We start from the raw sequence: 527 nt of genomic DNA on the forward strand, positions 1-527 counted from the left end.
TACATCAAAAGACAAGTTAGCATGGCACCTCTTGACATCGGAGCCAATAAACAACGTTGAAGATGCCATGAGAATTATCGGTTATTACGAGCGCCGATGGCTGATTGAAGACTTCCATAAAGTCTGGAAAAGTGAAGGTACGGATGTGGAGTCCCTAAGACTACAAAGTAAAGGTAACTTAGAGAGGTTAAGTGTCATCTATGCCTTTGTTGCAACTCGTTTATTGGCGTTACGCTTCATTAAAGAAGTTGATGAGCTAACGAAAGAAAGTTGTGAAAAGGTATTGGGCAAAAAAGCTTGGAAGCTACTGTGGTTGAAACTAGAAAGTAAGACGTTACCTAAAGAAACGCCGGATATGGGCTGGGCGTACAAAAATCTTGCCAAATTAGGTGGTTGGAAAGATACCAAGAGGACGGGCAGAGCTTCAATAAAGGCACTTTGGGAAGGATGGTTTAAACTGCAAACCATCCTTGAAGGCTACGAGCTCGCAATGTCTCTTGATCACTAGACTTGTGATCAAGAGACAG

Annotated in this window: 1 protein-coding gene; it reads left to right on the forward strand. The window is 42.5% G+C overall.

What is annotated here, in order from left to right; genetic code table 11:
• A partial coding sequence (locus QTO06_RS25400; RefSeq protein ID WP_331410358.1) for an IS4 family transposase occupies positions 1-508 on the forward strand: 508 nt, incomplete at its 5' end.
• Positions 509-527 lie beyond the last annotated feature (19 nt).

The organism is Vibrio sp. M260121 (genome assembly GCF_036533715.1).
Classification (GTDB): Bacteria; Pseudomonadota; Gammaproteobacteria; order Enterobacterales; family Vibrionaceae; genus Vibrio.